Source organism: Acinetobacter sp. YH12255, from assembly GCF_013417355.1.
Classification (GTDB): domain Bacteria; phylum Pseudomonadota; class Gammaproteobacteria; order Pseudomonadales; family Moraxellaceae; genus Acinetobacter; species Acinetobacter pseudolwoffii.
On the sequence record NZ_VPEC01000115.1, the window covers coordinates 1 to 1,500 of the forward strand.

The following is a 1,500-nucleotide window of genomic DNA, read 5'->3' on the forward strand; positions in this document are numbered from 1 at the left end:
AATATGATTGCTGAGAACTGCCTTGTTTTGAAACTTGGTTGGCTTTAATTAGTTTTTAGTATTCTTTATAGAAAATGCCTCGATCAAGGGGCATTTCTAACAATCATTTAACATAAAATTTCTTATGTGAAGTAACCTGAATGCAGCGGTGCCCCATTGGGGGCGCGTTGAGATAAGCCTCTTTTAGATAACTTTAGCAACTCGATAGACAGTTGCAACTCCACAATTCACTGCTTTGGCAATTTCTTCCTTAGTCATATTGCCAACTACTAGCAATTCTTTTATTCGTTTATGTTTAGCCTCATTTGCCTTCTTGCCTGTTGGTTTGTAACCCGAACGTGCCAGGCCCTGCTTAATACGTTCTATACGTTTCTCATTGTCTAGGCGGGCCATTGTTGCCAGAAGATCAATCAACATATTGTTGATGAGTTCCAAGATTGAATGAGTAATGCTGTCACTGGTTTGAATCATTTGGTAGGTAGTAGGAAGATCTGCTACGACTAAACGAAGTCCCTTCTCCTGGATCCTGCGCTTCAGCTCTTGAAAATCTCGTTGGGTTAGGCGTGATAAGCGGTCAATACTTTCAACTAACAATGTGTCACCTTGATTTGCTTCTGACAGTAGCTTATTCAATTCAGGTCGGTCTAACTTCGTACCACTATAGTTTTCCACGTACACAATGGTTTCACCCAAATTCAAGTTTTGGTTTAGATCCTGAAGAATCTGCAAAGCCCTTTCTGCATCTTGATCTTTAGTTGAAGCTCGTAGATAAATACGTGTATTCATTTCTATCATTTAATCTTAATTCTATTAGATTAATGATAATACTATCATTTAATTATTGCATTAAGTCTAATGATAGATATTGTATGCGATTTGGCTCGCTATCATTCAGGTATAGTCTTTTGATAAAAAAAGCATGACTAAAAGCCATGCCTTGGGAATTCGTATAACGTGTATTATGTTAATTTTAGGAAATCTTAATCGAAGTGAAATATATAGCTCAAATCATAGAATGTAATGAGAATCTCGAATTCATTCTAAAAATTAAGGTTCGTAATGAAATTCTAGAGGTATTTAGTTCTTCAATACCCTCATGTATTGATCTCAAAAAAAATTACCTTATAGATTTAGAAGCTACTATTTTTGATGATTACCTTATTGAGAAAACACATTATTCCCATCAAATTAAGCAAATAGATAATAGTCTAAGATATGAAATTATTGGATATTTAAAAGAAGGGAAGCTAGATGTTAATGGCTTAATTTTTGAAGATGATATTTTAAATAGAGATTTTTTTTACTTAGATAACAATACAGTAAAATGGACTGTCGATAGAATTAATGCTGACTTTGATGACAGAGATTGAATCCATTTAACATAAAATTTCTTATGCGAAATTACATACCAACTTTAACCACATTGTGGACAGGTTGGATTTTAGAGATAAGAAAAACTTCTAGGGCATTTGCTAAATAAGCCGTATCACGCTCAAAGCC

2 protein-coding genes are annotated in these 1,500 nt (G+C 34.3%); one reads left to right on the plus strand and one right to left on the minus strand.

The window, feature by feature from the left end:
* Positions 1–183: 183 nt before the first annotated feature.
* Entirely contained in the window at positions 184–795 is a 612-nt protein-coding gene (locus FTV30_RS16020; RefSeq protein ID WP_015060246.1) for a recombinase family protein, read from the minus strand.
* A gap of 194 nt (positions 796–989) precedes the next feature.
* Here FTV30_RS16020 and FTV30_RS16025 point away from each other — a divergent pair, with 194 nt between their 5' ends.
* A complete protein-coding gene (locus FTV30_RS16025; RefSeq protein WP_015060210.1) occupies positions 990–1,370 on the plus strand; it encodes a hypothetical protein in 381 nt (126 codons plus the stop codon).
* The last annotated feature ends 130 nt before the right edge of the window (positions 1,371–1,500 follow it).

What these genes read in the sequence shown, in the direction of transcription:
- FTV30_RS16020 (WP_015060246.1), bottom strand. Translation starts at nt 795, where the DNA reads ATGATAGAAATGAATACACGTATTTATCTACGAGCTTCAACTAAAGAT.